Below are 23463 nucleotides of genomic sequence, written 5' to 3'. Positions count from 1 at the left end.
CGTGATGGAACGTCTCTGCATGGAGAAGGAAGAACGGCAGAGGTTTGTCCAGGCCATGCGCTCGTGCCCCGGCGTGATCTTGGAGTTGCTGCCGTTCGCGCCCCGAAAACGCAGGCCAGAACCTCGAATCGTGCTGATTCCGTCTAGTTGCCGACGGCAGCGGGAATACCGCCGCGAGGAGCTGGTCATCTACTGCGACCGATTTGATTTCGTCGAGAAAATCACGCTGCTTGCGTACATCTCGATGCTCCAGATGCGGATCGAGCAGGAGGTCATGGAGGGGCAGTAAGCCTACCCCTGTCGTGCTTTCACGATAGCGGCGGCAGCAATAGCCGCCGCTTCGTTGTCGGCAGCCTCACGCGCCCACCAGGCTGGCTGTGCGGCAGCACTCGACAGCGCCCCGGCTGCCCACAATGCCAGTTCCTGATCGCCCAAATTGATAGCCTGAGTGAACACCGCGCCAAGCTGCCGCAGCTCGTCGGCCAGTTTCTGATATTCGGCGGCGGTCGGCATCAGTCACCCCGGCCCTTTTTGACTCCCTTCGGCGCAACGCCTGCCGCAGCCAGTCGCTCTTCGAGGCTGGCAAGCTGCCGCTGAACATCGCCAGCCGTGGCAAGCTGGCCTTGCAAGTCGATCACCTGCTGCTCGGCTTTGGCGAGTGCAGCACGAGCTTCCCGCAGTTCGACCTCCATGCGCGTTGCGTGCTCCGCACGCTCTTCCAGACGGCCAGCCTTCAATTCCAGTGCCCGGTTCGTCTCACGCAACGCGGCAAGCTCCTCGGCACGGGCGGCGTCCTGCGCCTCCAGCCGGGCGATTTCCTCGGTCGCCTCGGCCAGTTCGGTCTTCATTGCGCTGACGCGGGCCTCGGCGTCCTTGCGCACCGCCTCGGATTCCACCCGCGCCTGCTGGGCAACCTCGGCGTAGATGCTGCGCACGAGGTCTGCCCCGCGTGCCAGCAGGGCGTCCGGCACTTCTACCGCAGCTTCTTCGCCTTTCTCGCGTCGAGCCTCCCAGTCGGCCAGCATCGGCTTGAGCGTGGTGAATGACCCGCCGACGCGCTGCTGGATCAGCCGGAAGGTGGGCTTGCTGCCTGCGGCGATGATGGCATCAGCAGCGGCATCCACCGCCTGTTGAGTGACGACCTGCTGCATGGCTGCCTCCTTCTCATCGTAACATCGTAACGTGTTACGTTATGATAACGTAACGATGAGGGTAAGCCAAGGTGAAACAGCCTTCGCTCCCTCCGGTCGCTGCGCGTCCGCCCGTGGACAACCTGCCCGCCCACAGCCAAGGCTGTGGACGGCCCGCCGCTGGCGGGTACGCAGGTATGCCCACCGGCTCCCTTGCTGGGGCTACTCGCATTTTTCAAATGCTGGATGGGCTACTTGCTGACGCCTCGCTGCGCTCGTTGTCGGCCAGCCGACAAGACTGGGAAGGTCGCGCCATACCCGCCTTGCCAACTGGCTCTACTGGAAAGCAGCCTGAGCGGCTCGCGGCGCGTTCTTGTTGCAGGCAGCAGGGTAGGTATGGCTTTCACCGAGAACGCGCCATATCGGGCGATTCTGGGCGCTTCTCGTCGGATTCCAGCGAAGGGGCAGGGTCAAGGGGTTGGTGCGGCCCGCAGCCCGAAGGGCGAGGACACGGCCCCTTGACGCTGAACCGCAGCGGACAGCCTGTGCGAGTGGGGTAAGGACGAAGGGCGCAGCCCGCCACCCTGCCCCCGAGCCTCACGGCGGCGAGTGGCCCCCGGCAGGGCCGCCGGAGGCATATTGAAAACAGCCGACGCCAAGTAGCCCCTGTCATTTTTAAATGACGAGTAGCCGCAAGGAGGCCGGTGGGTAACGGCTTGCCGTTATCCACGGGCGGACGCGCAGCGACCGGAGGGAGCGAAGGCTGTGGGGAACTCGCTTGCGAGTTATCCACAGTGCTCTGCTGGTAGAAGAAGAGTAGAAGAAAGGTAGAAGCGAAAAAATGCTGCTTTTCTTCAATTAACTCAAATACTTGCAAATGGTGTGCGCGATGCCATCCCGATAAAGCGCGACGCCATCCCGATAAAGCGCGATGCTATCCCGACGAGGGCGCGACGCTATCCCGATGAAAAACGTCCCACTTTGTGAGTCTTTGGCGGAACGCTATGCCACTGCCTCCGGGAGCCACAGAGCAAGCTGCGGGTTGCCTCGTGTGCTGTCCTCGACCTTGTGGGCCGTGATGATCTCAAGCCGCTCCAGCTCGCGCACAGCGCGGGCTAAAGCGTCGCGGAAATCACGCATCCGCCCGCCGTATTCCATCTTGCCCTTGAGCCAGTCCAGTGCGTACCGCTGTACTGGGTCAGCGGACGTGGCCACCAGCCGCTGCAATGTCTTGGCCATGTCCTGCCCGCGCCCGATCTGCATCCGCTTGTCCCAGTCGATCAGGCTGTATTCCCGATTGCCGAAAATCTGTACCCAGCGGGGATCTAGGCTGTAGCTGTACGTCTCGGCCTCGTCGTCGTAGCTGAAGGCCGCGATGATGCGGAAAGACACCGTTTTGCCGATGCTGTACCGGGTCGAGCCGTCCGGCTTCTTGGCCTCAAGGAACAGTGTGGCCTCTGTCAGCGCCTTGATACGGCGATGTAGCCATTCGTAATCGTGCTTGCCCGTGCTGCGCTTGAGCCTGCGCAGCAGCTTGGCGCGGTTGAGCGGTACTGATGTGCCCAAGCGGAACGGCTGGGCGAAGGCGATCAATGCCATGATGAGGTCGCCGTCTGCTTCGTCCAGTTGCTCCCCGGTGTACTCCAGCACGCAATCCCGCCGCGTAACCATCACAGCTTGCCGATGGAATTTGCGTTTCCCTCGTGCGATGGGAGCAATGAGGCTTGATCTGTTCAAATGGTTTGGAAAGGCTCCAATATCGAAGCCGGGCAAGAACATCTGGCGGGGTTCATTTGCTGCCCGCTGCTCTGCCTGCTCTGCCACTTCGGCAGCTTTCTGCTTGATCCACGCCAGCGGATCGCGCTTGGGCTTGGCTTCTGTCAAGCCAGTGTCGAGCAAGCTGCCCAGGCTGCGCATCGTCGAATCCTGACCCTTGGCCTGCGGGAACGCGGCGATCAGGGATAGACAGCGTTGTTGCTGGCGGCGCGTGCGGCAGCGGCCTTCTGTTCGAGCCACGCATCAATCTCGTGCTCCAGCCAGCCGACGACACGCTTGTTGATCTGGATGGATACCGGGAATGTCGGATCAGCGCGGGAGATGCGCCAAAGCGTCACTTCATTGATTTCGCCCAGCTTCTCGCAGACAGCCTTCTTGCGTAAAATCTTCATCGTCATCACCCCTGCATTTCGATTGAATGCAGGCAGTTTCAGACGGCGGGCCGGTCACGGTCACGGATTCCCAGAAGGGAATTTTTGCAGCAAAAAATCCGAAAGCGGCGATTCGGTACAGGCAAGCGATACGCGGGCTTCGCTCTGGGTAGCAGCCGCCAAAGTGTATATGGAAGTGACTACAAGATGAGAGGAAACAAGGTGAGTGCCGCTTATACAAATGCTTTTCGGCCAGACTTCTTGTTTAACGTCTAACGGCTACGCAGCCCCTCCCGGCACAGCCACGGTGCCGGGAGCAGGGCTGGTTTTTAAGTGTGGCTTGCTGCTGGAGCCCACGGCAATTTCGCCACTGAGCTGGCCACCTTCTTCGATCACCAGCTTGCCGTAGCGGATTTTTCCGCTGACGCGGCCTGTGCCGAAGATCATGAGCTTGTCGCGCACGGTCAGGTCACCGTCAAAACGGCCATAAATTTCGGCAATATCAATTTCCGCAGCGCCTCGAAATGCGCCTTCTTCCGCGATATGGATGACGCGCGAGTCCATGGTCGCCTCGACGGTGCCTTCGACCACCAGGGTGTCGCAGTCGGTAATTTCTACACCTTTGAGCTTGATGTTTGGGCCTACCGTAAGTTGGCTTCCACCTGCGCTGCCGCTGGTGGGGGTAGGTGCGTTGGCTGGGGTGTATGCCACCCCGGCTGGGCGGGCGATGGGCAGGGCAGGGGGGCTGCTTGCCTGGTTGGTGGAGGGGGTGCGTGACGGCAGGGGCTCAGGTTCGCGCTTGCTGAAAAACGAGGGGGATACGGCCATGGGGAAAACTCCTTCTTGTAGAAGCCATGGATGCTAGGTGCCAAGCCTTGCCCTAACTGCTACGGTCTTGCAAGAGGAGTAACCAAAGCGCTCATTGCTTGCACACGCTTGCAGCCTTTGCGCTTGCATACAGGGTAAGCGCAAGCCAAGCGTTTCATCCGCCCCCAGCCATCACAGGGGCGGCCCTTCATGTCAGTGCCGTTGGCTAGCAATCACCCCGTGCTGCGCAGGGGGCGATGATCCCATCAGAAGGATTCCCAATCGTCGTTGTTGCCCTGTGCTTTGTTGGTCTTGGCGACTGCTGTGGGGGCCGCCACAGGCGCACTCAATGCAGCGACCTTGGCCGCAGCGGGAGCAGGTTTTTTGGATGCAGCTGGCTTGTTTGCTGTGGCTGGCGACTTGGCTGCTGGCTTGGCTAGTGTTGCGATTGGCTTGTGGGCCACGTGGGCAGGCGCTTTGGGTGCTGGCGAAGTGTGATGTGCTGCACGGGTCACACCCTGGCCGTGCGCCAGTTGGAATACGGCCACTGCTTGCACCAAATCTTGTGCCTGGGTGTTGAGGCTGCTGGCCGCAGCGGCCATTTCTTCGACCAGGGCAGCGTTCTGCTGCGTGGCTTGGTCCATCTGCATCACAGCTTCCCCCACTTGGGAGACACCAGCACTTTGCTCGCTGCTGGCCGCGCTGATCTCGCCCATGATGTCGGTCACGCGTCGGATGCTGGAGACCACCTCGCTCATGGTCTGGCCGGCCTTGTCCACCAGCGTCGTGCCTTGCTCTACCCGGTTCACGCTGTCGGTGATCAGGGCCTTGATTTCTTTGGCAGCCTCTGCGCTGCGACCGGCCAGGGTGCGCACTTCTCCTGCCACCACGGCAAAGCCGCGGCCTTGCTCGCCTGCGCGGGCCGCTTCCACTGCAGCATTCAGGGCCAGGATGTTGGTTTGGAAGGCAATACCATCAATCACGTTGATGATGTCGGCGATCTTGCTACTGCTGTCGCTGATGCCGCGCATGGTATCGACCACCTGGCTGACCACTTCACCACCTTGCACCGCCACGGTCGAGGCGCTTTGTGCCAACTGGTTGGCCTGGCGTGCGTTATCGGCATTCTGTTTGACGGTAGAAGAAAGCTCTTCCATGCTGGCGGCCGTCTCTTCCAGGGCGCTGGCTTGGCTCTCGGTGCGTGCACTCAGGTCTTGGTTGCCCTGGGCAATTTGGCTGCTGGCAGCGGCGACCGATTCGGAGCCCGAGCGCACCGTGGCTACCACTTTGGCCAGGCTATCGCGCATGGTGTGCAGATTGGCCAGCAGGCTGTCTGGGTTGCCACCCGCAACCTGCACCTCCACGGCCAGGTTGCCGTGCGAGATTTCACGCGCAATGCTGGAGGCATAGTTGGGTTCGCCGCCCAGGGCACGCGTGATGGAGCGCGTGATCATCCACGCCAGCAGCGCACCCACCAGAGCCGCTGCTCCGGCAATGATCAGCATCAGCAAGCCGGCGGTGTCAGCAGTATCCCGCGCACTATTGGCCGTGGTGTGCATGAGATTTTTCTGAAAAGCAATCACATCTTCCAGCGCTTTGAAATATGCGTCCTGCAGAGCGCGGTTTTCTGTCCGTAGTAGTTCGCGCGCTTCATCGGCTTGATTGGCCAAGCCTAAGCTGACGGCCTTGTCGGTTGCGGTGTAGTAGGGGACGCTTGCGGCAATGACTTTTTGAAGCAGGTCTCGGCCTTCCGGAATGTGGATGGATTTTTCCAGCTGTGCATAAATGTCTGCAGTTCGGGCGCGGGCATCGGCGATGCGTTTCTTTTCTTCTTCCATCTCCTGGCGATCGCTGGCTAGCGCAATGTTGCGCACAGCGCGGGCAATCAGGTTGATGTTATTGATCGCCTCTGTTATTTGTTCCACTTTGACCATGCGGTCATCTACGAGTAGCTGCACCTCGTCTGCGAGGCGCTCTAGTTGGATACGACCAAATACAGCCACCACGATACCGATCACGATAAGGGTACTAAAGCCCAGCGCCAGGCGCGAGCCGACTTTCATGCTTGAAAAATTCACAGTGCTTTTCCTAGGAGTTTGGTGAGATGGTGTGCTGAAGCAGCCAAGTGCAGGCCACGTTGGCCGATCATGTGTTGGCTTGGTGCCTTCATTTTTGACGCGTTAGCGCATTTCAGATTGCCTGTCCTGCCACGTTCTGTTACTTCGATGTATTAGGCTCAATACCATGTTGTTGCAAAGGATACATTGTTTTGTAACTATGGTTCTGCAGGCTTGAAAAAAGCGCGCTCAGGCGCTTTGTGCTTGTCACAAGTGGTGGACAGTACAGCGAAGAGCGTGCCCTTGGGGCGCGGTCCGTTTCCCCCCTCGCTTAAAATCGGCCGCTTTTGCAATTTGCGCCCCTCGCACCTCCCCATCCCATGAACGCTCCGATTGCTCAGACTGCTGTTTTGGCAGCTGCCGCACAGCCTGCCCGCCTGCGCGAAATTCCGTACAACTACACCTCGTTTTCCGATAAAGAGATCGTCATCCGCCTGCTGGGGCACCGCGCCTGGGAGGTGCTGCAACTGCTGCGCTCGGAGCGGCGCACCGGTCGCTCGGCCCGCATGTTGTATGAGGTGCTGGGCGACATCTGGGTGGTGCAGCGCAACCCCTATTTGCAAGACGATCTGCTGCACAGCAGCCAGCGGCGCGGCCAGCTGGTGCAGGCCATGCGCCACCGCATGGCCGAGGTGCAAAAGCGCCGCCGCCCCGAAGAAGATGCCGAGCGCGATGCCCTGGTGGCCGAGCTGGCCGCTGCCGCCGAGCGCGCCGTGCAGGAGTTTGAGCGCATGTTCGCCCAGGCCGCTCAGCTGCGCGAGCAGGTGAGCAAAACGCTGGGCAAGCTCACGCACAAGGACAACATCAAGTTCGACGGCATGTCCCGCGTCAGCCACGTCACCGATGCCACGGACTGGCGTGTGGAATACCCGTTTGTCGTGCTCACCCCGGACACCGAGGCCGAAATGGCTGCCCTAGTGCAGGGCTGCATCGAGCTGGAGCTGACCATCATCCCCCGAGGGGGCGGAACCGGTTACACAGGCGGGGCCATTCCGCTGTCCTGGCGCAGCGTGGTCATCAACACTGAAAAACTCGATGCCATCACCCCCGTAGAGATGGTGCAACTGCCCGGTCTGAGCCAGCCCGTGCCCACGGTGTGGACCGAAGCCGGTGTGGTCACCCAGCGCGTGGCCGACGCAGCAGAGGATGCTGGCTTTGTGTTTGCGGTGGATCCCACCTCGATCGAAGCCTCGTGCATTGGCGGCAACATCGCCATGAACGCCGGTGGCAAAAAAGCCGTGCTGTGGGGTACGGCGCTGGACAACCTGGCCAGCTGGCGCATGGTTACGCCTGACGGGCAGTGGCTGGAAGTGACGCGCGTGAACCACAACCTGGGCAAGATCCACGATGCCGAGATGGCCAGCTTTGAACTGCAGTATTTCGAGGCCGACGGCAAAACGCCCATCCGCACCGAGCGCCTGGACATTCCCGGCCACAAATTCCGCAAGGAAGGCCTGGGCAAGGACGTGACTGACAAATTCCTCAGTGGCCTGCCCGGTGTGCAGAAAGAGGGCACGGACGGGCTGATTACCAGCGCCCGCTGGATCGTGCACCGCATGCCTGCGCACACGCGCACCGTGTGCCTAGAGTTCTTCGGCAGTGCCAAGCTGGCCGTGCCCAGCATTGTCGAGATCAAGGACTACATGTTCGAGGAGCAAAAGCGCAGCGGCGTGCTGCTGGCGGGCCTGGAACACCTGGACGACCGCTACCTGAAAGCCGTGGGCTACGCCACCAAGAGCAAGAAGGGCAACGGCCAGTTGCCCAAGATGGTGCTGGTGGGCGATATCGTGGGCGACGATGCCGACGAGGTGGCCCGTGTCACCAGCGAAGTGGTGCGCATCGCCAACACGCGCAGCGGCGAAGGCTTTGTCGCCGTCAGCAGCGAGGCGCGGAAAAAATTCTGGCTCGACCGCAAGCGCACCGCCGCCATTTCCAAGCACACCAACGCCTTCAAGATCAACGAGGACGTGGTCATCCCCCTGCCGCGCATGGCCGAATACACCGACGGCATCGAGCGCATCAACATTGAGCTGTCGCTGCGCAACAAGCTGGCGCTGTGCGATGCCCTGCTGGAGTTTTTCGCCCAGGGCGAGCTGCCGCTGGGGCAGAGCGAAGACCGTATCTCTGCCGCCGAGCTGCTCGAAGACCGCGTACACCAGGCCCAGGCGCTGGTGCAGCAAGTGCGCGCCCAGTGGGCCGAGTGGCTGGCCAACGTGGCCACGCTGTTCCCTGAATTGCAGGAGCACCGCCTGCGCGCCAGCTGGAAAACCCAGCTCAAGGCGCCGATGGCGCACATCTTCAGCGGCCAGGCCTTCCAGCCGGTGCTGGCCGAACTCAACAAAATCCACCAGCGCGTGCTCAAAGGCCGTGTCTGGGTGGCACTGCACATGCACGCCGGTGACGGCAACGTCCACACCAACATCCCCGTGAACAGCGACGACTACGCCATGCTGCAAACCGCGCACGAGGCGGTGGGCCGCATCATGGCGCTGGCCCGCAGCCTGGACGGCGTGATCTCGGGCGAGCACGGCATTGGCATCACCAAGCTGGAGTTTTTAACGGACGAAGAACTCGCGCCCTTTGCCGATTACAAAAAGCGCATCGACCCGCACGGGCGCTTCAACCGGGGCAAGCTCATTCGCGAGAAAAACGGGCTGGTCCCGGCCGAATCCCCGCGCGAGGCGCTGATGTTTGCCGACTTGACCAACGCCTACACGCCCAGCTTTGGGTTGATGGGCTACGAGTCGATCATCATGCAGCAGTCCGACATTGGCGCCATTGCCGAATCGGTCAAGGACTGCCTGCGCTGCGGCAAGTGCAAGCCGGTGTGCAACACGCACATTCCGGGCGCGAACCTGCTGTATTCGCCACGCAACAAAATTTTGGCCACCTCGCTGCTGGTGGAAGCCTTTTTGTACGAGGAGCAAACGCGCCGGGGCATCTCCAGCCACCACTGGCAGGAGTTTGAAGACGTGGCCGAGCACTGCACCCTGTGCCACAAGTGCTTTACGCCCTGCCCGGTGAAGATCGACTTTGGCGACGTGTCCATGAACATGCGCAACCTGCTGCGCAAGATGGACAAAAAAAGCTTCAACCCCGGCAGCAAGTTGGCCATGGCGCTTTTGAACACCACCGAGCCGCAAACCATCAAGTTGCTGCGCAGCGGTGTGGTCGGTGTGGGCTACAAGGCCCAGCGGCTGGCGGTGGACGTGCTCAAAACCGTGGCCAAGCCGCAAATGCAACGCCCCCCGGCCACCGTGGGCAAGGCCAGCATCAAAGAGCAGGTGATCCACTTCGTGAACAAAAAGCTGCCCGGCGGCCTGCCCACGAAAACCGCCCGCGCGCTGCTGGACATTGAGGACAAGGACTACATCCCCATCATCCGCAATCCGCAGACCACCACGTCCGAGACGGAATCGGTGTTCTATTTCCCCGGCTGCGGCTCGGAGCGGCTGTTCAGCCAGGTCGGCCTGGCCACCCAGGCCATGCTGTGGCACGCAGGCGTGCAGACGGTGATGCCACCGGGCTACATGTGCTGCGGCTACCCGCAGCGCGGCAGCGGCCAGTACGAGCAGGCGGACAAGATGATCACCGACAACCGGGTGCAATTTCACCGCCTGTCCACCACGCTCAATTACCTGGATATCAAGACCGTGGTGGTCAGCTGCGGCACCTGCTACGACCAGTTGGCCGGCTACCAGTTCGACAAAATCTTCCCCGGCTGCCGCATTGTGGACATCCACGAATACCTGCTAGAAAAAGGCATCACCCTGCCGGCGGGCCAGGGCGGCTACCTGTACCACGAGCCTTGCCACAACCCCATGAAGCAGGGCGATTCGATGCAGACCGTGCGCGCCTTGGTGGGCGACAAGGTGCTCAAAAGCGAACGCTGCTGCGGCGAATCGGGCACGCTGGGCGTGACCCGGCCCGATATTTCCACGCAAATCCGCTACCGCAAGGAGCAGGAAATCCGCAAGGGCGAAGCCCAGCTGCGCGACAGCGGGGCCGTTGGTGCCACCGACAACATCAAAATCCTGACCAGCTGCCCCAGCTGCCTGCAAGGCGTTTCGCGCTACGCCAACGACTTGCAGACCGGCCTGCTGGAAGCGGATTACATCGTTATCGAAATGTGCAACCAAATCCTCGGCAAGGACTGGCTGCCCGAATTCGTACAACGCGCCAACAACGGCGGGATCGAGAAGGTGCTGCTATGAATGACTGTGTGCTATGCCAGGAACCGGGCGGCCAGCCCATCTGGCAAGGCGAAAAACTGCGGCTGATTCGTGCTGACGAGGCGGGCTTTCCCGCCTTCTACCGCATTGTCTGGAACGCGCATGTGGCCGAGTTCTCTGACCTTAGCGCCGCCCAGCGCCAGCACTGCATGGAGGCCGTGGCGCTGGTCGAGCAAGTGCTGCGCCAGCAGCTGCAGCCCACCAAGATCAACCTGGCCACGCTGGGCAACGTTGTGCCGCACCTGCACTGGCACATCATTGCCCGCTACGACTGGGACAGCCACTTTCCCGCCCCCGTTTGGGCCAGCGCCCAGCGCCCGCGCGATAGCGCGCGTGAAGCCGCCGTGGTGGCGCAGCTGCCCATGGTGGATGCGGCGCTGCAGCAGGCTTTTGCGGCATATTATGAAAAATAAGAGCTCTTTCCGCTGATAAACAAATGATTTCAGATACTTTTGTATTTAAAAACAAGTTCTAATCAGCGGTAGAAGCTTCCCTTTTTGGTAAAGACATGACCACCACACCCACCCCCCAATCGATTGATGTTCTGCTTGAATCCCGTGTGCTGGAGCTGGGCTACGCCGATGGCACCGTGCTGGCGCTGCCCTTTGAGCTCTTGCGCGTGTACTCGCCCTCGGCCGAAGTCATGGGCCACGGCCCGGGGCAAGAGACGCTGCAAACCGGCAAGCGTGGGGTGGAAATCGTGGATTTGCAAACCGTGGGCCACTACGCCATTCAGCCCACTTTTAGCGACGGCCACCAAAGCGGCATCTTCACCTGGGACTACCTGTACCGCCTGGGCACGCAAAAAGATGCGCTCTGGCAGGAATACCTGGACCGCTTGGCCGCTGCCGGCAAAGACCGTGACCAGCCCATGCCGGGCCAGCAAGGCGGCCACAGTTGTGGCAGCGGCGGCTGTGGTGGCCATTAAGATTTGAAGACTTCGACGAATGAAAGCGAGTACCCCATGAGCAGCACCCATTTTGGTTTTGAAACCGTCGATGAAAACGACAAGGCCCGCCGTGTACGTGGCGTGTTCGACTCGGTGGCCAGCAAGTACGACATCATGAACGACCTGATGTCCGGCGGCCTGCACCGCGCCTGGAAGGCGTACACCGTCATGGTCGCCAATTTGAAGGAAGGCGATCAGGTGCTGGATATTGCCGGCGGTACAGGTGATTTATCTTTGGCCTTCGCCAAAAAAGTGGGCACTACGGGCCGCGTCGTACACACCGACATCAACGAAGCCATGCTGCGCGTGGGCCGTGACCGCTTGAACGACAAAGGCATTCTTTTGCCCACGGTGGTGTGCGATGCCGAAAAACTACCGTTCCCTGATCAGCACTTCAACCTGGTCAGCGTCGCCTTTGGCCTGCGCAACATGACGCACAAAGACGCGGCACTGAAAGAAATGTGCCGGGTGCTCAAGCCGGGCGGGAAACTTCTGGTGCTGGAGTTCTCTAAAGTGGCTAAGCCTTTGGAAAAAGCCTATGACTGGTACTCCTTCAACATCTTGCCGCGCATCGGCTCGCTGGTGGCGGGCGATGCCGACAGCTACCGTTATTTGGCCGAATCCATTCGGATGCACCCCGGTCAGCAGGAATTGAAGGCACTGATGCAACAAGCCGGTTTTGGCCACGTCGATTACCACAACATGACCGCCGGGGTGGTGGCGCTGCACGTCGGCATCAAATGCTGAAACACGGTTTAAAGCCCATGCGAATTCGTCGTCAAAAAACAACAACGCGGGCAATAACGCATAGATCTGTCATCCGATTTGCATAAATTACGTTAATTAACGAATTGATTATTTTTATTTTTGGAGCAACACAATGAAACAACTCTGGGTACTGACTTTAACTGTGGCGATGCTAGTGGCAGCACCACTGGCTGAAGCCAAGCGCATGGGTGGTGGCAGTTCGTTGGGTCGCCAATCCAGCAACGTCACCCAGCGTCAAGCCACCCCGCCTGCCGCTCCTGCTCGCCAGCAAACTGCCCAACAGCAACCAGGGCAAACCAATGCCGCCCCGGCCAAAAAACCTTCGGGGGTCGGTGCCATGCTGGGCGGCTTGGCCGCTGGTTTGGGCTTGGCCTGGTTGGCCAGCAGCTTGGGCTTGGGCGAAGGGTTTGCCAATATTTTGATGATTGGTCTGCTGGTCATGGCGGGCTTGGCAATTTTCCGCATGGTTAAACGCCGCAGCCAGGCGGCCAGTGCGTCTGGCGCTGGGGCGGCACCCTTTGCCTTTCAGGGCAATGCCCCCGTCCCGGCTGCAGCGGGCGATGTGTTCAATCCTCCCCAGTACAAGCCCGAGAAAGTTGGCAACGATGCCTCGGCCCGTCCTTGGGAGCAATTTGGCCAAGCCGCACCGGTGGCTGGCGCGGCCGCTGGTGGCAGCATGATCGGCGCTGCCTTGTCGGGTGCGCAAACCTGGGGCATTCCAGCCGACTTTGATACCGAGGGCTTTATCACCGCGGCCAAGCGCAACTACCTGAGTTTGCAAGCGGCCTGGGATGCCGGCGATTTGGATACTCTGCGCTCCATGATGACCGATGAGATGCTAAGCGAAGTGCGCCAGCAGCTGGCCGAGCGCGAGGCTGAGGCCGATGGCACTGCCAACATCAATGAAATCGAAGGATTGGAAGCCCAACTGCTGGGCATTGAAGACCAAGGCGATGTGTACCTGGCCAGTGTCGAGTTCTCGGGCATGAGCCGCGAAGAGCAGGGCGCAGGCCTGAGCCCTTTCCGCGAAGTGTGGAACATGGCCAAGCCCAAATCGGGCAACGGCGGCTGGCTGGTGGCCGGTTTGCAAGCCCTGACCTAAATTGCCGCAGGCGGCCCAGTGCCGCAATTGCTTGACCGATAATCGGGGGACTATGGCAACACAGTCCCCCTTTTCTTTGCTTGGCAATTTGGCCGAGCGCGTCGCCCAGGCCGTACAACCACCGGCCTGGTTTGTTTCTGAGACCCAGCAACGCGTGGTGCTGTTCTTGAACCACATCGTGATGCAAGAGCCCCAGGCCATGGAGCGTTTGGTGCGCCAAACGGGCCGCATTGCCTTGGTGCAATGGCGGCAATTCTCGATGGCCCTGGTTGTCACCCCTGCGGGTCTGTTCAATCTGGCGGCCGAAGGGGCCCAGCCTGATTTGCGCCTGCAAGTGACCGACACCAACCCCTTGGCCATGGTCCAGGCCGCTTTGCGCGGTGACAAGCCGGCCATTCGCATTGAAGGGGATGTGCAGCTGGCCGCTGATATCAACTGGCTGGTTGAGAACCTGAGCTGGGATGTCGAAGAAGACCTGGCCCGTGTGATTGGCGACGTGCCGGCGCACACCCTGGCCAATCTGGCCCTGGCGGCGGCCAATGCCATACGTCAATTTGTTGGCAAGGCTGCGGGCCAGTCCAGCCAAGCGGCTGGCAACGGCCAGCGTTTAGCGTAAAGCAGTCGCCATCATGGGACGCTTTTTTCGTGCGTGGGCCATTGTCTGGGTGGTACTGCGCTATGGTTTGGATGAGCTGGTGCTCTCCAGCTTTCAACACCCGTGGCTCAGTCGGCTGCGGCGCATTGTCACTTTTGGGCGCAAACTCGATGCGCCGCGCGGCCAGCGGCTGCGCCAGGCACTGGAGGAGCTGGGGCCCATTTTTGTCAAATTTGGCCAGGTACTCTCGACGCGCAGGGATTTGCTGCCGCCGGATGTGGCCGAAGAGCTGGCCAAGCTGCAAGACCGGGTGCCGCCGTTTGATTCGCAAATTGCCGTCGATACGATTGAAAAATCCTTCCGCAAGCCCCTCGATCAGATTTTTTTAAGCTTTGAACGCCAGCCGGTGGCCAGCGCCTCGATCGCGCAGGTGCACTTTGCCACCATCCGTGGCCGCGACGGGGGCGAGCGTGAAGTGGCCGTCAAGGTCGTGCGCCCAGGCATGAAGCGCGTCATCGACAAAGACTTGGCGCTGATGCACATGATGGCTGGCTGGGTGGAAAAGCTCTCGGCCGACGGCAAGCGCCTGAAACCGCGCGAAGTGGTGGCCGAGTTTGATACCTACCTCAACGACGAGCTGGACTTGGTGCGCGAAGCCTCTAATGCCGCGCAGCTGCGCCGCAACATGGCAGGGCTGGATTTGTTGCTGGTGCCGGAAATTTTCTGGGATTTTTGCCACACCGACGTGATGGTGATGGAGCGCATGCATGGCGTGCCCATCAGCCAGGTTGAAAAGCTGCGCGAGGCTGGGGTGGATATTCCCAAGCTGGCCCGCGATGGGGTGACGATTTTTTTCACCCAGGTGTTTCGCGATGGCTTTTTCCACGCTGACATGCACCCGGGCAACATCATGGTCAGCTTGGCCCCTGAGACGTTTGGGCGCTATATCTCGCTGGACTTTGGCATCGTCGGGGCGCTGACCGAGTTCGATAAGGAATACCTGGCGCAGAACTTCACGGCTTTTTTCCGCCGCGATTACAAGCGCGTGGCCGAGCTGCACATTGAAAGCGGCTGGGTGCCGGCCACCACGCGCGTTGAGGCGCTGGAGGCGGCCATTCGCAGCGTGTGCGAACCCTACTTTGATCGCCCGCTGGCCGAAATTTCGCTGGGCATGGTGCTGATGCGCTTGTTCCAGACCTCGCGGCGCTTTCAGGTGGAGATCCAGCCGCAGCTGGTGCTGCTGCAAAAGACGCTGCTCAACATCGAGGGGCTGGGCCGCCAGCTCGACCCCAACCTGGATTTGTGGAGCACGGCCAAGCCGTTTTTGGAAAAGTGGATGCTCGACCAGATGGGGCCGCAGCGCTTGTGGAGCGAGCTCAAAGCGCAAGCGCCGCGCTACGCCAAGATCCTGCCTGATTTACCCCGGTTGCTCAGCGACTACCTGCAGCACAAGGATGCGGGGCAAGCACAGATGACCCAGGCGCTGCTGCAAGAGCAGCGCCGCACCAACCGCTTGCTGCAAAGTGTGTTGTACGCAGGGCTGGGCTTTGTGCTGGGCTTGATCGTGGCCCAGGCCATCGTGCGCTTTCAATTATTTTAAAAAGAAGAGCGCTTTGCGCTTTATTTATAAGGGTTCAAAGAGTTTTTTCTTTGAATTTATTAATAAATAAGCGCAAAGTGCTCATCTTTTTTATTCTGCATCCCCTTGCAGTGTGGCAATAAGCTGACAAAAGAAGTTTTCTTGCAACAAACCGCCGTGAACTGTTGATAATCGCCCGTCCCGTAATTTGGCGTAACCCTTTTTTACTTGTGAAGTTGCCCTGCCATGCTGATTGCTTTTATCGCGGCCTACCTGCTGGGGTCGATTGCTCTTGGTTTGTTTGCTGCCCGCCGTGTCCACAGCACCGCCGACTACGCGGTTGCGGGGCGCTCGCTGCCGCTGTACATGGTCGTGGCGACCACGTTTGCCACTTGGTTTGGTTCTGAGCTGGTGCTGGGGGTTTCGGCCCAGTTCGTGCAAGAGGGCTTGGGCGGTGTGGTGGAAGACCCCTTCGGTGCCGGCATGTGCCTGGTGCTGGTCGGGCTGTTCTTTGCTTATAAGCTCTACAAAAAGAACTTGATCACCATTGGCGACTATTACCGCCTGCGCTTTGGCCGCACGGTCGAAATTCTGTGCTCCATCATCATCATCTTTAGCTACTTGGGCTGGGTGGCGGCGCAGGTGGCAGCGCTGGGGCTGGTGTTCAACCTGCTCACGCAAGGGGCCATGTCCATTACGGCCGGGATGGTGCTGGGCACGCTGATTGTGCTGATTTACACGCTGTACGGTGGCATGTGGTCGGTGGCGGTGACCGATTTGGTGCAGATGGTGGTGATCTGCATTGGCCTGTTGGCGATGGCTTGGTTTGCCGCCGATCTGGCCGGGGGCACAGCCCATGTCGTCGATTACGCCACGACGCAGGGCAAGCTGCGCTTGCTGCCGGAAAACGCCGACGGCAAGACCTGGCTGTTCTTTATCGCTGCTGGCATCACCATGATGCTTGGCTCCATCCCGCAGCAAGACGTGTTCCAGCGCGTCATGTCGTCCAAGGATGCCACCGTGGCGCAACTGGGGCCGATCATCGGCGGCTCGCTGTACATCTTGTTTGCCTTTGTGCCCATGTTTATCGTCACTGCCGCTGTGCTGATCATGCCGGAAGGCGCACAGGCACTGATGGCCGAAGACCCGCAGAAAATCCTGCCCGCCTTGGTGATGAACCACATGCCGCTGGCGCTGCAGATTGCCTTTTTTGGGGCCTTGCTGTCGGCCATCATGTCCACCGCCTCGGCCACCATGCTGGCCCCGTCCACCGCATTTGTGGAAAACGTGCTGCGCAACATCAAGCCGGGCCTGAGCGATGCGCAGACGCTTAAAGCCATGCGCCTTTCGGTGCTGGTGTTCACCATCTGCGTGTTGATTTACGCCATCACCATGCAGGACAGCTCGATTTACGAAATGGTCTCGGGCGCGTACCAAGTGCCGCTGGTTGGGGCCTTTACCCCGCTGGTGTTTGGCTTGTACTGGAAGCGTGCCACTACCCAGGGCGCAGTGGCTGCCGTGGTGCTGGGAATCGGGGTGTGGCTGTTGTTCATTGTCGTGCCGGGCTGGGCGGAGGCCTTCCCGCAGCAGTTGGCCGGATTGTTGGCGGCGGTCAGTGGCATGCTGGCCGGTTCCTTGCTGCCCCAATGGTTGCACAACCGCCAAGATGCTGTGGTGCATTACGAAACCGATCCGCAGGCTTGCCCCGCTTAGATCGTAAACACGCGCTGAAGCTGCAGGTAGAAACCCGAAGAGGTTTGCACTCCCTATAATCGAGGGTTTTGGAAAATTTCCTCAGCTTTCTTCTTTTTTATGCCTACTTATGCCCACCGGTGCAGCGCCAGCCGCTGCACCGCAGACTCTTTGCTACCCGCTGCTGCCCTTGCGGCCTCCGAGGTCTAAGCCCATGAACGCTGTGCGTAAGTGGTTGCTCACCGGTCTGCTGGTCATCGTGCCCGGCGTGATTACCGTGTGGGTGCTGCACTGGATTGTCAGCACCCTGGACCAAACCCTGGCCATCCTGCCAGAGGCTTGGCACCCCGATCGCCTGCTGGGCATGCATATTCCGGGCTTTGGCGTGCTGCTGACGCTGGCCATTTTGTTGTCGGTGGGCGCGGTGGCGAGTAATTTTGTCGGGCGCAAGCTGGTCTCCTGGGGCGATGCCGTGATCAGCCGCATCCCGGTGGTGCGCTCGATTTATTCCAGCGTCAAACAGGTGTCGGACACGGTTTTCTCCGACAGCGGCAACGCCTTTCGCACTGCTGTGCTGGTGCAGTGGCCGCGCGAAGGGGTCTGGACGGTGGCTTTTATCACCGGCAGCCCCGCCACCGAAGTGGCTTGCTATTTGCGGGATGATTACGTCAGCGTTTTTGTCCCCACCACCCCCAACCCAACTGGGGGTTATTTCGTGCTCATGCGCAAAAGCGATTGCGTGGAGCTGGAGATGAGCGTGGATGTCGCGCTCAAATACATCGTGTCCATGGGGGTGGTGGTACCGCCTGCACCCGTCCTGGACGATCAGAAACGTTAATTTTTTGCAACCGCATCCCCGAGATGCAGGAAGAAACACCATGGCCATGCGCACCGAATACTGCGGTCTTGTCACCGAAGCCCTGATGGGCCAAACCGTCACCCTTTGCGGCTGGGTGAACCGTCGCCGCGACCATGGTGGCGTGATTTTTATTGACCTGCGCGACCGCGAAGGCTACGTGCAGGTGGTCTGCGACCCCGACCGTCCCGAGATGTTCAAAGTGGCCGAGGACATCCGCAACGAGTTTTGCATTCAGATCAAGGGCCTGGTGCGTGCCCGCCCCGAGGGCACGACCAACGACAAGCTCAAAAGCGGCCAGATCGAAGTGCTGTGCCATGAGCTGACGGTGCTCAACGCCTCGGTCACGCCCCCGTTCCAGTTGGACGATGACAACCTGTCGGAAAACGTGCGCCTGACCCACCGCGTGATCGACCTGCGCCGCCCCGCCATGCAGCGCAACATGATGCTGCGCTACAAAACGGCCATCCAAGTGCGCAACTTCCTGGACAAAGAAGGCTTTATCGACATCGAAACGCCCATGCTGGGCAAATCCACGCCCGAAGGCGCACGGGATTATCTGGTGCCCAGTCGCGTGCATGACGGCCAGTTCTTCGCGCTGCCCCAGTCGCCCCAGCTGTACAAACAGATGCTGATGGTCGCCGGCTACGACCGTTACTACCAAATTACCAAGTGCTTCCGCGACGAAGACTTGCGCGCCGACCGCCAGCCCGAGTTCACGCAGATTGACTGCGAGACCTCGTTCCTGAACGAGGAAGAAATCCGCGCCATCTTCCAGCGCATGATCAAAGCGGTGTTCCAGCAGCAGCTGAATGTGGACCTGGGCGAGTTCCCCGTGATGCCCTACGCCGAGGCGATGGCCCGCTTTGGCTCGGACAAGCCCGACCTGCGCGTGAAGCTTGAATTTACCGAGCTGACCGATGTCATGGCCGATGTGGATTTCAAGGTGTTCAGCGCCCCTGCCACCACCAAAGGCGGCCGCGTGGTGGCCCTGCGTGTGCCGGGCGGTGCGCAGATTTCGCGTGGCGAGATTGATGGCTACACCGAGTTTGTGAAAATTTACGGTGCCAAGGGCCTGGCCTGGATCAAGGTCAATGAAGTGGCCAAGGGCCGCGACGGCTTGCAATCGCCCATCGTGAAAAACCTGCACGATGCCGCCATTGCCGCCATTTTGGAACGCACCGCTGCACAGGATGGCGATATTTTGTTCTTTGGTGCCGACAAGGCCAAGGTGGTGAACGATGCCATTGGCGCTTTGCGCCTGAAGGTGGGCCACAGCGACTTTGCCAAGCAAACCGGCCTGTTTGAAGACCGCTGGGCACCGCTGTGGGTGGTGGACTTCCCCATGTTCGAGCACGATGAGGAAGACAACCGCTGGGTGGCCGTACACCACCCCTTTACCAGCCCGAAGGATGGCCACGAAGATTTGATGGACACCGACCCCGGTGCCTGCATCGCCAAAGCCTACGACATGGTGTTGAATGGCTGGGAGCTGGGCGGCGGCTCGGTGCGTATCCACCGCGCCGACGTGCAGGCCAAGGTGTTTGCCGCGCTCAATATCAGCCCTGAAGACCAGCGTGCCAAATTCGGCTACCTGCTCGATGCGCTGCAATACGGTGCGCCTCCGCACGGTGGCTTGGCCTTTGGTCTGGATCGCTTGATCACGCTGATGACCGGTTCTGAGTCCATCCGCGACGTGATTGCCTTCCCGAAAACCCAACGTGCCCAGGACCTGCTCACACAAGCGCCTTCGCCGGTGGATGAAAAACAATTGCGCGAGCTGCACATTCGCCTGCGCAATGCAAATACCGCAGCGGCCCAGTAAACCGCGATTTGCTCTTTAAAAAAGAGCTGTTAGCGCACAATCTGTATTGGTTTCAGGGTTTAAAGAATCTGAAACCAAGTTGATTAAGCCGCTAACAGCTCTTTTTTTTGTTTTTGTTCTTCGCCCAGCCGCTGCCGAAATGCGCTGGGGCTGTCCCAGTACTGCAATTGCCCGCCGGACAGGCTGCCAATGTGGTCGGCAATCGCCAAGGCTTCGGCCTGGTTGTGCGTGACCAAGATCGCCGTGTGGCCTGTGGCCTGCAGAATGTGGCGCACCTCTTGTGCCAGGTGCTCGCGGGTGTTGGTGTCCAGGTTGGAGAAGGGTTCGTCCAGCAGCAGCAGCTCGGGCGCGGGGGCCAAGGCGCGGGCCAGGGCCACGCGCTGTTGCTGGCCGCCCGAGAGCTCGTGCGGATAACTGTCCTGGGCGTGGGACAGGCCAACCAGCTCCAGCAACTCGCCCACGCGGGCCGCGCGCTCTTGAGGGCTGGCGCGGCGCAGGCCAAAACCCACATTGCCAGCCACCGTCATGTGCGGAAACAGGGCGTAGTCCTGAAACATCATGCCCACGCGGCGCAGCTCTGGCGCGACCTGTTGCTGCGGCGAGGACAGCACCCGCCCCTCCAGCACAATGCGCCCGTCACGCACGGGTTCGAACCCGGCAATGGCCCGCAGCACGGTCGATTTGCCACAGCCTGAAGCGCCCAGCAGGCAGCCGATTTGTCCGCGTTCGAGCTCTAGATTTAAATCTGGGACGACGGTGCGCAGGCCCCGTGCGGTGTCGTAGGCCAGGTGCAGGTGTTCAAGCGCAAGCAAAGTGGGCATGGCAATAGGGTAAATAGAGTCAAGCTAGTGGTGGCCCCGGGATGCCTGGGTGCGGGCCAGCAGGATGACGGGCAGCAAGCCGGTCAGCACAATGGCCAGCGCCGCCACCGCACCTTCTTCGTAGGTGCCACGGGCGGCTTCGGCATACAACCAGGTGGCCAGGGTTTCAAAGTTGAGCGGGCGCAGCAGCAAGGTGGCGGGCAGCTCTTTCATGGTGTCCACAAACACCAGCAAGGCGCTGGCGGCCAGGGCGGGTTTGAGCAGCGGCAGGTGCACGCGCCACAGTGTGCGCCCTGAGCTTTCGCCCAGCAGGCGCGAGGCCTGCTCCAGCGAGGGCGGGATGCGCAACAGCCCGGCCTCAATGCCGCCGGCCGGAATTGCCAGAAAGCGGATGGCATACGCCAGCACCAGTGCGGCGCTGCTGCCCATGAGCAGCAGGCCGGAATACTGCAGCACTTGGCCCAGCACCCGATCGGCCCATAGCAGCGGGGGCAGCAGGCCGATGGCCAGCACCGTCCCTGGCACGGCATAGCCCAGGCTGGCCATGCGCACACAGGCGCGCGGCAGCAGTCGGCGTGTGCTCTCGCGCAGCGAGCGCCCGGCCCAGGCCAGCATCAGGCCGCAGGCCACGGTCAGCACCGTGGCACTGACGGCCACCAGCACGGTATTGCCCAGTGCCTGGAGCAAGGCCGATGAGATGCTGCCCACCAAATTCAGGCGTTTGACCGATTCATTGATCAGATAGGCCGTTGGCAAAACAAAGCCCAGCACCACCGGCAAGCCGCCCAGCACCAGCGCCCCGGCCGCTGGCAGGCCATGCAGGCGGTGGGGCTGCATGGGGCGCATGCGCTGGGTATTGGCAAAGCGCTGGCGGCGGCGGCCATGGCGCTCCAGCAGGATCAGCGCCAGTACCAGGGCCAGCATGCTCAGTGCAATTTGCGCTGCCGCGCCCAGGTCGGAACGGGTGGTCCAGGTGGTGTAAATGGACACGGTGAGCGTTTGCACGCCCAGGAATTCAGAGGCTCCGATGTCGTTGAGCGTTTCTAGCAGGGCCAGACTCATGCCCACGGCAATGGCCGGGCGGGCCAGGGGCAAGGCGACTTCGCGAAACACCTGCAAGCGGCTGGCCCCCAGGGTGCGCGCTGCTTCCAGCAGGCTGGCCGATTGGGTTAAAAACATCGCCCGGGTGGTGAGGTACACATAGGGGTAGAGCACAAAGCCCAGCACGAAGATGGCCCCTTGCAGCGAGCGCAGGTCCGGCAGGCGAAATTGGCGTGGGCTGTCGTAGCCCAGCAAGGTGCGCAAGGCCGTTTGAATGGGGCCGATGGGGTGCAACAAATCCAGATAAGCAAAAGCGACGATGTACGTGGGCACGGCCAGCGGCAGCAGCAGCGCCCAGGCCAGCACGCCGCGCCCAGGAAAGTCATAGGCCGTGACCAGCCAGGCGCTGCCGGTGCCCAGCACGGCGCACACCAGCCCCACGCCCAGCAGCAGCAGCACGGTATTGCGCAGCGCTTGCGGCAGCACAAATTGGGCCAAGTGTGCCCAGTGCTCCACGTCGGCCATCCAAGCATGTGCGGCCAGCACGGCCACGGGCAACACGACCAGCGCCGCGATGATGATCGCCCCCGCCAGCGCGAAGCGGCCACGGCCAGCGTCCATCATGCGCAGCAGCATACGGTTGAATGGGCTGGGCGATGCTTACTGGTCAAAGCCAACTTTGTCCACCAATTGGCTGGCTTGCTTGCGGTGTTTGGCAATCTCGGCAATGGGCAGAGAATCGACTTGCAGCGGCCCCAGCGCCTGCATCACCGGGTCTTGCGCGACATTGGCCCGCACCGGGTATTCATAGTTGGCGCGGGCGTACAGCGCCTGGGCAGGTTCGGACACCAGGTATTCAAGCAATTTGACCGCATTGTCTTTATGGGGCGCGTGCTTGGCCACGGCGGCCCCCGAGATGTTTACGTGTGTGCCGCCAGTCTGGGCAAACGTGGGGCGAATGGCTTTGATACCATCGCCCCATTTGCGGGCATCGGTGCCGACGGCGGCATTTTTCATGTGGCCAACGTAGTAGGCATTGGCCAGGCCAATGTCGCAAATGCCGCCCAGAATATCGCGCGCCACATCGCGGTCACCACCTGCGGCTTTGCGGGCCAGGTTGGCTTTCACGCCACGCAGCCATTGCTCGGCCTGCGCCTCGCCCCGGTGGGCAATCATGGCGGCCACCAACGCGGTGTTGTACGGGTGTTGGCCCGAGCGCAGGCAGACTTTGCCTTTCCACTTCGGGTCGGCCAGATCGTCGTAGGTAAATTGGGTCAGCGGCAGGTCTTTTTCCACGTACAGCACCCGGTCACGCAGGGACAGGGCAAACCATTGCCCTTGCGCATCGCGCAGGTGCGCAGGAATGACCGCTTCCAGGGCGGCCGACTGCACCGGCTGGGTCACGCCGCCATCGACCAGATCGATCAGATTGCCGATGTCCACCGTCATCAGCACATCGGCAGGGGAGCGGGCTCCCTCGGCTTTGACGCGCTCGAGCAGGCCGTCTTTGATAAACACCGTATTGACTTGGATGCTGCCTTGGTGTGCTTGCGTGAACGCATCGAGCAGCGGCTGGATCAGCGCCGGTTCGCGCGTGGTGTACAGATTGATTTCTTCAGCAGCGCTGGCAACCGTACCTGCCAAAGCGGAAAAAGCGGCAAAGGCAGTGCACACCGCCAAGCGGGAAAATGAGCGAAGGGACACGGGATTCATAGACAAAGCATCCAGCAAACAAAGGGGCGCAAAAAGATGGCACACGGGTCGCAGCACCGGAATTGGTGCAGGTGCTTGATTATGAAGCA

Annotated in this window: 20 protein-coding genes; 11 read left to right on the top strand and 9 right to left on the bottom strand. The window is 60.8% G+C overall.

The window, feature by feature from the left end; all coding sequences use genetic code 11:
* Window positions 1-19: 19 nt before the first annotated feature.
* Window positions 20-289 (top strand): hypothetical protein, encoded by a 270-nt coding sequence (locus J1777_RS05365; protein WP_124083171.1) that lies wholly within the window; start codon window positions 20-22, stop codon window positions 287-289.
* A gap of 2 nt (window positions 290-291) precedes the next feature.
* Here the strand turns inward: J1777_RS05365 and J1777_RS05360 are convergent, their stop codons facing one another.
* The 6 genes from J1777_RS05360 to J1777_RS14450 form a co-directional block, all read right to left on the bottom strand.
* A complete protein-coding gene (locus J1777_RS05360) occupies window positions 292-513 on the bottom strand; it encodes a hypothetical protein (protein WP_033945001.1) in 222 nt (73 codons plus the stop codon).
* Window positions 513-1151: a DNA-binding protein gene (locus J1777_RS05355; protein WP_033944999.1), complete on the bottom strand. Its 639-nt coding sequence runs from the start codon at window positions 1149-1151 to the stop codon at window positions 513-515. Before J1777_RS05355 ends, J1777_RS05360 begins: the two co-directional genes overlap by 1 nt.
* A 981-nt stretch (window positions 1152-2132) precedes the next feature.
* Window positions 2133-3047 (bottom strand): hypothetical protein, encoded by a 915-nt coding sequence (locus J1777_RS05350; RefSeq protein ID WP_197971486.1) that lies wholly within the window; start codon window positions 3045-3047, stop codon window positions 2133-2135.
* A 38-nt stretch (window positions 3048-3085) separates the two neighbouring features.
* Complete coding sequence (locus tag J1777_RS05345; RefSeq protein ID WP_232092874.1) at window positions 3086-3304, bottom strand: helix-turn-helix transcriptional regulator; 219 nt, start codon at window positions 3302-3304, stop codon at window positions 3086-3088.
* A gap of 252 nt (window positions 3305-3556) precedes the next feature.
* Window positions 3557-4105 carry a bactofilin family protein gene (locus J1777_RS05340; protein ID WP_207574802.1) on the bottom strand — a complete coding sequence of 183 codons (549 nt, stop codon included), beginning with the start codon at window positions 4103-4105 and terminating at the stop codon, window positions 3557-3559.
* Between the two features lie 245 nt (window positions 4106-4350).
* Window positions 4351-6162, bottom strand: a complete 1812-nt coding sequence (locus J1777_RS14450; protein WP_341352937.1) for a methyl-accepting chemotaxis protein — start codon at window positions 6160-6162, stop codon at window positions 4351-4353.
* A 359-nt stretch (window positions 6163-6521) separates the two neighbouring features.
* Here J1777_RS14450 and J1777_RS05330 point away from each other — a divergent pair, with 359 nt between their 5' ends.
* The 10 genes from J1777_RS05330 to aspS all read left to right on the top strand — a co-directional run bounded on the left by J1777_RS05330 (window position 6522) and on the right by aspS (window position 19799).
* Window positions 6522-10415: a DUF3683 domain-containing protein gene (locus J1777_RS05330; RefSeq protein ID WP_207574801.1), complete on the top strand. Its 3894-nt coding sequence runs from the start codon at window positions 6522-6524 to the stop codon at window positions 10413-10415.
* Window positions 10412-10846 carry an HIT family protein gene (locus J1777_RS05325; protein ID WP_207574800.1) on the top strand — a complete coding sequence of 145 codons (435 nt, stop codon included), beginning with the start codon at window positions 10412-10414 and terminating at the stop codon, window positions 10844-10846. Before J1777_RS05330 ends, J1777_RS05325 begins: the two co-directional genes overlap by 4 nt.
* A 95-nt stretch (window positions 10847-10941) precedes the next feature.
* Window positions 10942-11361 carry a gamma-butyrobetaine hydroxylase family protein gene (locus tag J1777_RS05320; RefSeq protein ID WP_207574799.1) on the top strand — a complete coding sequence of 140 codons (420 nt, stop codon included), beginning with the start codon at window positions 10942-10944 and terminating at the stop codon, window positions 11359-11361.
* A 36-nt stretch (window positions 11362-11397) separates the two neighbouring features.
* Window positions 11398-12129 (top strand): bifunctional demethylmenaquinone methyltransferase/2-methoxy-6-polyprenyl-1,4-benzoquinol methylase UbiE, encoded by a 732-nt coding sequence (ubiE, locus tag J1777_RS05315; RefSeq protein WP_207574798.1) that lies wholly within the window; start codon window positions 11398-11400, stop codon window positions 12127-12129.
* A gap of 133 nt (window positions 12130-12262) precedes the next feature.
* Window positions 12263-13252 carry a Tim44 domain-containing protein gene (locus J1777_RS05310; protein ID WP_207574797.1) on the top strand — a complete coding sequence of 330 codons (990 nt, stop codon included), beginning with the start codon at window positions 12263-12265 and terminating at the stop codon, window positions 13250-13252.
* A gap of 52 nt (window positions 13253-13304) precedes the next feature.
* A complete protein-coding gene (locus J1777_RS05305) occupies window positions 13305-13868 on the top strand; it encodes a hypothetical protein (RefSeq protein ID WP_207574796.1) in 564 nt (187 codons plus the stop codon).
* Window positions 13869-13881: 13 nt separating this feature from the next.
* Entirely contained in the window at window positions 13882-15447 is a 1566-nt protein-coding gene (ubiB, locus tag J1777_RS05300) for a ubiquinone biosynthesis regulatory protein kinase UbiB (protein WP_207574795.1), read from the top strand.
* 225 nt (window positions 15448-15672) lie between these two features.
* The gene (locus tag J1777_RS05295) at window positions 15673-17139 is read left to right on the top strand and encodes a high affinity choline transporter 1 (RefSeq protein WP_207574794.1); all 1467 of its coding nucleotides are present in this window, start codon (window positions 15673-15675) and stop codon (window positions 17137-17139) included.
* 193 nt (window positions 17140-17332) lie between these two features.
* Window positions 17333-17956, top strand: a complete 624-nt coding sequence (locus tag J1777_RS05290) for a DUF502 domain-containing protein (protein WP_207574793.1) — start codon at window positions 17333-17335, stop codon at window positions 17954-17956.
* A 40-nt stretch (window positions 17957-17996) separates the two neighbouring features.
* Window positions 17997-19799, top strand: a complete 1803-nt coding sequence (aspS, locus tag J1777_RS05285; RefSeq protein WP_207574792.1) for an aspartate--tRNA ligase — start codon at window positions 17997-17999, stop codon at window positions 19797-19799.
* An 83-nt stretch (window positions 19800-19882) separates the two neighbouring features.
* On the opposite strand, the gene J1777_RS05280 is transcribed toward aspS, so the two are convergent.
* From J1777_RS05280 to J1777_RS05270, 3 genes are read right to left on the bottom strand one after another with little or no spacing between them, the layout of a single operon-like run.
* A complete protein-coding gene (locus J1777_RS05280) occupies window positions 19883-20620 on the bottom strand; it encodes an ATP-binding cassette domain-containing protein (RefSeq protein WP_207574791.1) in 738 nt (245 codons plus the stop codon).
* A 24-nt stretch (window positions 20621-20644) separates the two neighbouring features.
* Entirely contained in the window at window positions 20645-22297 is a 1653-nt protein-coding gene (locus J1777_RS05275) for an ABC transporter permease (RefSeq protein ID WP_207574790.1), read from the bottom strand.
* Between the two features lie 24 nt (window positions 22298-22321).
* Complete coding sequence (locus J1777_RS05270) at window positions 22322-23374, bottom strand: Fe(3+) ABC transporter substrate-binding protein (RefSeq protein WP_207574789.1); 1053 nt, start codon at window positions 23372-23374, stop codon at window positions 22322-22324.
* Between the last annotated feature and the right edge of the window lie 89 nt (window positions 23375-23463).

It is taken from the genome of Comamonas denitrificans, from assembly GCF_017368815.1.
Classification (GTDB): Bacteria; Pseudomonadota; Gammaproteobacteria; order Burkholderiales; family Burkholderiaceae_C; genus Comamonas; species Comamonas denitrificans.
This window is presented reverse-complemented; position numbering and strand designations above follow the sequence as displayed.

Bases quoted from the DNA above. Each gene is read 5' to 3' on its own strand.
- J1777_RS05310 (WP_207574797.1), top strand. From the start codon at position 12,263: ATGAAACAACTCTGGGTACTGACTTTAACTGTGGCGATGCTAGTGGCA.
- J1777_RS05290 (WP_207574793.1), top strand. From the start codon at position 17,333: ATGAACGCTGTGCGTAAGTGGTTGCTCACCGGTCTGCTGGTCATCGTG.
- J1777_RS05350 (WP_197971486.1), bottom strand. From the start codon at position 3,047: ATGCGCAGCCTGGGCAGCTTGCTCGACACTGGCTTGACAGAAGCCAAG.
- aspS (WP_207574792.1), top strand. From the start codon at position 17,997: ATGGCCATGCGCACCGAATACTGCGGTCTTGTCACCGAAGCCCTGATG.
- J1777_RS05270 (WP_207574789.1), bottom strand. From the start codon at position 23,374: ATGAATCCCGTGTCCCTTCGCTCATTTTCCCGCTTGGCGGTGTGCACT.
- J1777_RS05330 (WP_207574801.1), top strand. From the start codon at position 6,522: ATGAACGCTCCGATTGCTCAGACTGCTGTTTTGGCAGCTGCCGCACAG.
- J1777_RS05280 (WP_207574791.1), bottom strand. From the start codon at position 20,620: ATGCCCACTTTGCTTGCGCTTGAACACCTGCACCTGGCCTACGACACC.
- J1777_RS05275 (WP_207574790.1), bottom strand. From the start codon at position 22,297: ATGCTGCTGCGCATGATGGACGCTGGCCGTGGCCGCTTCGCGCTGGCG.
- J1777_RS05325 (WP_207574800.1), top strand. From the start codon at position 10,412: ATGAATGACTGTGTGCTATGCCAGGAACCGGGCGGCCAGCCCATCTGG.
- J1777_RS05295 (WP_207574794.1), top strand. From the start codon at position 15,673: ATGCTGATTGCTTTTATCGCGGCCTACCTGCTGGGGTCGATTGCTCTT.
- ubiB (WP_207574795.1), top strand. From the start codon at position 13,882: ATGGGACGCTTTTTTCGTGCGTGGGCCATTGTCTGGGTGGTACTGCGC.
- J1777_RS05305 (WP_207574796.1), top strand. From the start codon at position 13,305: ATGGCAACACAGTCCCCCTTTTCTTTGCTTGGCAATTTGGCCGAGCGC.
- J1777_RS05320 (WP_207574799.1), top strand. From the start codon at position 10,942: ATGACCACCACACCCACCCCCCAATCGATTGATGTTCTGCTTGAATCC.
- J1777_RS05345 (WP_232092874.1), bottom strand. From the start codon at position 3,304: ATGACGATGAAGATTTTACGCAAGAAGGCTGTCTGCGAGAAGCTGGGC.
- J1777_RS05360 (WP_033945001.1), bottom strand. From the start codon at position 513: ATGCCGACCGCCGCCGAATATCAGAAACTGGCCGACGAGCTGCGGCAG.
- J1777_RS05355 (WP_033944999.1), bottom strand. From the start codon at position 1,151: ATGCAGCAGGTCGTCACTCAACAGGCGGTGGATGCCGCTGCTGATGCC.
- J1777_RS05365 (WP_124083171.1), top strand. From the start codon at position 20: ATGGAGAAGGAAGAACGGCAGAGGTTTGTCCAGGCCATGCGCTCGTGC.
- ubiE (WP_207574798.1), top strand. From the start codon at position 11,398: ATGAGCAGCACCCATTTTGGTTTTGAAACCGTCGATGAAAACGACAAG.
- J1777_RS05340 (WP_207574802.1), bottom strand. From the start codon at position 4,105: ATGGCCGTATCCCCCTCGTTTTTCAGCAAGCGCGAACCTGAGCCCCTG.